We start from the raw sequence: 7,689 nt of genomic DNA on the forward strand, positions 1-7,689 counted from the left end.
GAAAGGAGATTGGCAAAAGTAGAATTTAGTCAATTTTTAAATTACCTCCGATTGTGGTATTTTTTCTCAAAACACAACTTGACAAAACTTGTACCAATTTCCTCCCCCAGCAGCTTTTAAGTAAATTGCTTACTTAATGTGACAGGTTTATGCACAGTAATCTTTTTCTTGTGGATGGAAATCATTTTTTTCTCGCGTAAATCTCCAAGCAATCTGGTGACAGTAACGCGAGTAGAACCGATGGCTTCAGCGATCGCCTGATGAGATAGCTTCAAATCAATGGTAATGCCATCAGCACAAGGTACACCAAAGTCTCGACAGAGAATTAACAAAAAACTCACCAACCGAGAACCCATATCTCGGTGAGCAAGGGTTTCAATCATCATCTCTGTCTGGAGAATCCGCGAAGATAGCCCCCGTAGCATCAACATTGATAATTCTGGATTTTCCTTGAGTGCTTGCTCTACTTGTTCAATTGGTGCAGAAAGTAATTCTACCGCCGTGAAGGCAACTGCATGGTAGAATCTATCCGACTTATTACCCGTTAGCAATGACAACACGCCAAAAACACTATTTTCCCGCAGCAATGCTACCGTTATTTCTTCTCCTGCCTCATATACCCTGGAAAGTTTCACAGCACCCTTGAGAAGAAAATAAACTCGTTCGGCGGGATCGCCGGGAAAAAAGATCGTTTTGTTGCGTTCAAACGTCTCCACAACCGGTGGAAAGGCTCCAGTTGCCATCTGACGAAAAACATTTGCTAGGGCTTTATCTTGTGTCACGATCATCTCCCTTCCCCTACCCAATGCCGGAAAAACAAAAACTGATTACCTAAGAATACACCTGAAAAATCAAGAAAGCACCGTCAACCTTTCTGTTTTTTCCTATACTTAAATTTATCACTTCATATTCATTTGTTTATCATGATACCTAATTGTTGTTATTTTTAGCTAAAAATTGTTGATCAGTAGTTTAACAAACTCAACTTAAGAGGTTTTTTGGCAGAAAAATTTTCCATATCTTTATAACTTCTTAAACAATCTGCAGAAATTTTGTCGCTCTCAACACCCTACTGAATTAAATTTTTTGAAAATCCCATCCCCAACTAGGTCAAAATATACTCAGCTTCTAGTATTGTAAATATGCTCCTAATGATTGATCACATTGACCTATTTCTATGCTGAATCTGTCCGGAAAAAACGCCCTAGTCACAGGTATTGCCAATAACCGCTCCATTGCTTGGGGTATTGCTCAACAACTACACCAAGCAGGTGCTAACCTGGGCATTACCTATTTGCCAGATGAAAAAGGCAAATTCGAGAAAAAAGTTGCAGAATTGGTGGAACCCCTCAAGCCCAGCCTATTCCTTCCCTGTAACGTTGAGAATGAGGAGCAAATTCAATCTACTTTTGAAACAGTGCGCCAGCAATGGGGTAAATTAGACATCCTTATTCACTGTCTGGCTTTTGCAAACAGAGATGATTTAACCGGAGATTTTAGTCAAACCTCCCGTTCTGGTTTCAATAAAGCTTTGGAAGTTAGTACCTATTCACTGGTACAGTTAAGCGGTGCTGCTAAACCTTTGATGACAGAAGGCGGTAGTATTATTACTCTCTCCTATTTGGGTGCAGTCCGAGCTATCCCTAACTATAACATCATGGGTGTAGCCAAAGCTGGATTAGAAGCCAGTGTTCGTTACTTAGCAGCAGAACTAGGACCCCAAAATATTCGCGTTAATGGTATTTCCGCAGGCCCTATCCGCACTTTGGCATCCTCAGCAGTAGGCGGCATTTTGGATATGATTCATCATGTGGAAAAAGTCGCACCCCTGCGTCGCACTGTCACTCAACTAGAAGTAGGCAATACAGCAGCTTTCTTGTGTAGTGATTTGTCTAGTGGCATCACTGGGCAAATCCTGTATGTAGATGCAGGATATGAAATCATGGGAATGTAATGGGGATTGGGGATTGGGGACTGGAGACTGGGAAAAATTAATCAACTCTTGCCTCTTGCCTTTTGCATGAGTGCCTTCTTTCAATGACTTACGACTCATGACTAACAACCGCATTGCTACAGTTAAGCGCACCACCGGGGAAACTGATGTACAAGTAACCATCAACCTCGATGGTACAGGCATCTGCAAAGCTGCCACAGGGATTCCCTTTTTAGATCATATGCTGCATCAAATCGCCTCTCATGGGCTGTTTGATTTGGATATTCAAGCCAAAGGTGACTGGGAAATTGATGATCACCACACTAATGAAGATGTGGGTATTACCTTGGGTCAAGCTTTACATCAAGCATTAGGTAATAAAAAAGGCATTGTCCGCTTTGGTAATTTCCTTGCGCCTCTGGATGAAGCTCTGATTCAGGTGGCTTTGGACTTTTCTGGACGACCTCATCTTAGTTATGGTTTAGACATTCCTACTCAACGGGTGGGAACTTATGACACCCAACTGGTACGAGAATTTTTTGTGGCGTTGGTGAATCATAGTCAAATGACCTTGCATATTCGCCAATTTGATGGTGTTAATTCTCATCACATTATTGAAGCAACTTTTAAAGCCTTTGCTAGAGCTATGCGGATGGCAGTAGAAATCGATCCTCGTCGTGCTGAAACTATTCCCAGTTCCAAAGGTGTGTTATAAGTTACTATTGGTAGCGCCAGAAAGCTACTCGCTTGGCGATAATTGACACATTAAGATAGTGGTGTTTATTATCGTGATACCGTAAAACTTGTAATCAGTCACACCCAATCGGTAATTGGTAATTTAACCACAATGAATTCTGTTGCAGAAACTCCTGAACCTCAACTGAATCCTGTAGATCAACCACCAGTAGTCCTAACTTCTGAGTTGCGAAAAGTCTATCGCACTGGTTTTTGGCTGAATCAAAAAGTTGTATCTCTCAAAAACTGTTCTCTACAAGTTTACCCAGGACAAACCTTTGGTTTGCTAGGTCCCAATGGTGCTGGCAAAACTACACTGTTAAAACTGTTACTAGGAATTATTCGACCTTCTGCCGGTAGGGGTTTATTATTAGGTAAGCCACTGGGCGATCGCTCTGTGAAGCAACGTATTGGCTACTTACCAGAAAATCCTTATTTATACGACTATCTCACCGGCTGGGAATTTTTGGAATTAGCTGCTGGGTTATTCCAAATTCCCCACAAGATACAGCGTCAACGCATTCCCCAACTTTTAGAATTAGTCGGTTTATCTCAAACTGATGCTCGCAAAAAGCTAATGCGTCGTTATTCTAAAGGAATGCTTCAGCGTGTTGGCATGGCTCAAGCATTAATTAATGATCCAGATTTAGTATTTTTAGATGAACCAATGTCTGGACTTGATCCCTTGGGACGTTACCAAATGCGAGAAATTATTCTCTCACTCAAAGCAGCTGGGAAGACGATATTTTTCAACAGTCATGTTTTGAGTGAAGTAGAACAAATTTGCGATCGCATTGCCATTCTGGCAAAAGGAGAATTAATTTGTGCTGGTTCTCTCAATGAACTGTTAGGCACAGAAAACACATATCATGTTAAAGGTCAAGGTGGCGATGGGGAAGTTCTGAAAAAAAGAATACCTGATCTACAATTTGAACCTGATGGCACTTGGCACGGTATTCTACAAGAAGATTACTATGATTTTCTTGCCAGTCTACGATTAATGGGAGGAAAAATCATCACCATTAACTTATCTCGTCAATCTCTAGAGGAGTTCTTTATCCAACAAATACAAAAACAAAATTCTTCACCTAACTAGTTTAGGCAATTTCTCTAGTGACCAAACCTGAGTTAGTCTTGATTACGGATGTTGTGTGCAGTTTGTTGTTACCTGAATAATATGGGCAGAATGTATAATTAATTTTAAAGTAATAAAAAAGCATAAGTGTAAATTATATTTCTTGTGATACAGCTATATTGATAGTTTTTCTATTTAGAGAAAATTGATATGAGCTACTGTGTCTGAGTTAAGAGTTAATTACCAAAATAATTTCCCAACATAATGTTGCTACCTATAAATTTAAACAGTTACGGTTTAGATAAATCTATTCTTAAAATATTGGAACTATAAATATAAATTCTGATTCTTAACTATTGACTAATTTCATAAAACTTGCTCTAATCGTTAACAATTAATTTATCTAACTGAGTTAAGCTTTAAATTAACTTCACTAAAAACTCAGAATCGCTATTCAGGTTATATCCGGAAAAACAGAGTTTATCGGGAAAATAAGAGTGTCAGGGAACTTCAATAATTAAGTATAGTCAACGTTAAAATGTTTAGAACTTTACAGATGCTAGTCTCAGATTCTCAGGTAAATATGCTTAATATACATTTGTGGAAAATTTTAACTCATTCAACTACGGCTGTAGTTTTGTTAACGACTGTCACCAATGCTTTACCATCTGTCAGCCTAGCGCAGCAACAACCAGTATCACAAAGGTCAACCATATCCACAGATTATTTATTAGGAGGCGGTGATCGGATTCGCGTCAATGTATTTGAAGTACCCGAATACACCGGCGAATACCAAGTTCCCCCTGGTGGTGCGATTAACCTACCTTTAATTGGTAGTATATCCGTTCTCGGATTAACCACGGAACAGGCATCTGACGAAATAGCTAGAAGATATGCTCGCTTTCTGAAACGTCCCCTGATTTCTGTCAATTTGTTATCACCTCGTCCCATCAACGTTTTTGTAGCTGGGGAGGTAACACGACCAGGGTCTTACACTCTCAACTTACAAGGAAGCGGAGGCGATAATCCTGGTTTACAATACCCAACTGTATTAGCAGCACTAACTACAGCCCAGGGGGTAACACTAGCAGCAGACGTAACTAAAGTACAATTACGCCGTAAGGTCGGACGTTCTGGTGAACAGGTTATCAGTCTTAACTTAAAAGAAATCACCCAAACAGGCAGAATACCCCAAGATATTACCTTAAGGGATGGAGACACTATTGTTGTACCCACCGGCACAGATTTCAACGTTGCCGAAGCCCGCAATTTATTTGCAGCTAACTATGCTGCTAGTCAAACTGCACCTCGTACCGTGGCAATTACAGGTCAAGTTTACCGTCCTGGGTCCTATCTGGTGTCAGCAGGAGGTACTAGCGCAGCTGGAAATGATGCTGGAGCTGGAGCGCCAGGAGCTGGCTTACCAACTGTAATGCGGGCAATTCAATTAGCTGGGGGAATTACATCACAAGCGGATGTTCGGAATATTAAAATCCGCCGTCCTACAAGAATTGGCTCAGAACAAAGTTTAAATATTAATCTCTGGGAATTATTGCAGACTGGGGATCTCAATCAAGATGTAGTCTTGCAAGATGGAGATACAATAGTTGTTCCCCTAGCAACCGAGATTAACACAGCAGAAGTAACTCAATTAGCTACCACTACTTTGTCGCCGGCAAAAATTCAAGTAGGGGTAGTAGGAGAAGTGAAAAAACCTGGATTAACAGATTTACAGCCCAATAGTTCTTTAAATCAGGCTTTACTGGCTGCTGGTGGCTTTAATGATGCTAGAGCTAGTAGTGCTGCTGTCGATTTGATTCGTCTTAATCCTAATGGTAGTGTTACTAAACGTGTAGTAAAAATAGATTTCTCAAAAGGGATTAACGAGGAAACCAATCCTATATTACGCAATAATGATGTTGTGGTAGTAAACCGTTCGGGTGTTGCTAAAACTAGTGATACGGTGGGTACTGTAGCCGGTCCTTTAGGTATTATCTTGAATATTCTCAGGTTTGTTGGATTCTAAAATACTGTTCACAACTGGGGTATTTTTCAATTTTCCCACTTCAGCATAGAAAATTTAAGCCTGCAAGAGCAGGCTTTGTTTTTTACAGTCATTGCGAACATTCCTCTATGGGTGTAATTAATTCTGTCTGACTGCTTCCTCGTGGACAGCGAGGGGCATCAATTGATAATGAAACTCCGAATGAGTGTACTCCTGACTCCTGCTATAAAATCTCAAAACAGACCAAAAAAAAGCTCTTGCTTTGCAGCAAGAGCAGGAAAATTAATTGATTGTCAGTGATGAAAGAAAACTAGAAAAAATCTAGTCAAGATCCTTCATGTAGTATGCTGGTTCGTTCTCACGGTCAATACCTCTCTCAAAACCACCAGCAGCAGCACGAGCGCGTCCTGCGTGCCACAAGTGACCGATGAGGAAGAAGAAACCTAACACGAAGTGAGAGGTAGACAACCACGCACGAGGAGATACATAGTTGAAAGAGTTGATTTCAGTAGCCACACCACCTACAGAGTTCAAAGAACCCAGAGGAGCGTGAGTCATGTATTCAGCAGCGCGACGAGCTTGCCAAGGCTGAATATCATTCTTGATTTTTTCCAAATCAAGACCGTTAGGACCACGCAGAGGCTCTAACCAAGGACCACGGAAATCCCAGAAGCGCATGGTTTCACCACCGAAGATAATTTCACCGGTAGGAGAGCGCATCAAGTATTTACCTAGACCGGTAGGACCTTGAGCAGAACCGACGTTAGCACCTAAGCGTTGGTCACGAATCAAGAAGGTTAAAGCTTGTGCTTGAGAAGCTTCAGGACCAGTAGGACCGAAGAATTCGCTGGGGTAAACAGTGTTGTTGTACCAAACCATGATGGAAGCAATGAAGCCCATCAAGGAAAGAGCGCCCAAGCTATAGGATAGGTAAGCTTCACCAGACCAGATGAAAGCGCGACGCGCCCAAGCAAAAGGTTTGGTAAAGATGTGCCAGATACCACCAGAGATACAAATTAAAGCAATCCAGATGTGACCGCCGATAACATCTTCCATGTTATCAACGCTAACAATCCAGCCTTCGCCACCGAAGGGAGCTTTAATTAGATAACCGAAGATGATAGCTGGGTTGAGTGTTGGATTAGTAATCACACGCACATCACCACCACCGGGAGCCCAGGTGTCATATACACCACCGAAGAACATAGCTTTCAAAACCAACAGCAACGCACCGCATCCCAGGATGATCAGGTGGAAGCCGATGATGTTGGTCATTTTGTTCTTGTCTTTCCAGTCGTAACCAAAGAAAGAGGAATACTCTTCTAAGGTTTCTGGACCACGAACGGCATGATAGATACCGCCAAAACCTAGAACCGCAGAGGAAATGAGGTGTAGTACACCAGCTACAAAGTAGGGGAAGGTGTCAATAACTTCACCACCAGCACCAACGCCCCAACCTAATGTGGCGATGTGAGGGAGAAGAATCAAGCCCTGTTCGTACATGGGCTTTTCTGGGATAAAGTGAGCAACTTCAAATAAAGTCATTGCTCCAGCCCAGAAGACGATTAAACCAGCATGGGCAACGTGAGCGCCAAGCAGTTTACCAGAGAGGTTGATTAAACGAGCGTTTCCAGACCACCAAGCAAAACCGCTTGATTCTTGGTCGCGTCCGCCGCCTATAACTGATCTATTAGAGAGCGTTACCACGAGGTAATACCTCCTCAGGGAATATAAATTGTTCGTGGGGTTGGTCTTGAGGAGCCATCCAAGCGCGGATACCCTCGTTCAGCAAAATGTTTTTGGTATAGAAAGTTTCAAACTCTGGGTCTTCTGCTGCCCGTAATTCTTGGGAAACGAAGTCATAAGCTCGCAGGTTTAATGCTAAACCCACGATACCGACAGAACTCATCCACAAGCCTGTGACTGGGACGAATAACATAA

Annotated in this window: 6 protein-coding genes and 1 pseudogene; 4 read left to right on the top strand and 3 right to left on the bottom strand. The window is 41.9% G+C overall.

Going from position 1 to position 7,689, the window contains the following annotated elements; translation table 11 throughout:
• Nucleotides 1–116: 116 nt before the first annotated feature.
• The gene (ntcA, locus tag H6G06_RS25730; protein WP_190564903.1) at nucleotides 117–788 is read right to left on the bottom strand and encodes a global nitrogen regulator NtcA; all 672 of its coding nucleotides are present in this window, start codon (nucleotides 786–788) and stop codon (nucleotides 117–119) included.
• A 389-nt stretch (nucleotides 789–1,177) separates the two neighbouring features.
• Here ntcA and fabI point away from each other — a divergent pair, with 389 nt between their 5' ends.
• The 4 genes from fabI to H6G06_RS25750 all read left to right on the top strand — a co-directional run bounded on the left by fabI (nucleotide 1,178) and on the right by H6G06_RS25750 (nucleotide 5,769).
• Nucleotides 1,178–1,954 (top strand): enoyl-ACP reductase FabI, encoded by a 777-nt coding sequence (fabI, locus tag H6G06_RS25735; protein ID WP_190564904.1) that lies wholly within the window; start codon nucleotides 1,178–1,180, stop codon nucleotides 1,952–1,954.
• A 97-nt stretch (nucleotides 1,955–2,051) separates the two neighbouring features.
• On the top strand, nucleotides 2,052–2,648 hold the full coding sequence (gene hisB, locus H6G06_RS25740) for an imidazoleglycerol-phosphate dehydratase HisB (protein ID WP_190564905.1): 597 nt from the start codon (nucleotides 2,052–2,054) through the stop codon (nucleotides 2,646–2,648).
• 132 nt (nucleotides 2,649–2,780) lie between these two features.
• Nucleotides 2,781–3,764, top strand: a complete 984-nt coding sequence (locus H6G06_RS25745) for an ABC transporter ATP-binding protein (protein WP_190564906.1) — start codon at nucleotides 2,781–2,783, stop codon at nucleotides 3,762–3,764.
• 562 nt (nucleotides 3,765–4,326) lie between these two features.
• On the top strand, nucleotides 4,327–5,769 hold the full coding sequence (locus tag H6G06_RS25750) for a polysaccharide biosynthesis/export family protein (RefSeq protein WP_190564911.1): 1,443 nt from the start codon (nucleotides 4,327–4,329) through the stop codon (nucleotides 5,767–5,769).
• A 300-nt stretch (nucleotides 5,770–6,069) separates the two neighbouring features.
• On the opposite strand, the gene psbC is transcribed toward H6G06_RS25750, so the two are convergent.
• Both psbC and H6G06_RS25760 read right to left on the bottom strand, forming a co-directional pair.
• Nucleotides 6,070–7,455: a photosystem II reaction center protein CP43 gene (gene psbC / locus H6G06_RS25755; protein WP_190564907.1), complete on the bottom strand. Its 1,386-nt coding sequence runs from the start codon at nucleotides 7,453–7,455 to the stop codon at nucleotides 6,070–6,072.
• Nucleotides 7,439–7,689: pseudogene (locus H6G06_RS25760) on the bottom strand (photosystem II D2 protein (photosystem q(a) protein)); the annotation flags it as partial. The gene psbC and the pseudogene H6G06_RS25760, both read right to left, overlap by 17 nt.

Origin of the sequence: Anabaena sphaerica FACHB-251 (assembly GCF_014696825.1) — a bacterium.
Taxonomy (GTDB): domain Bacteria; phylum Cyanobacteriota; class Cyanobacteriia; order Cyanobacteriales; family Nostocaceae; genus RDYJ01.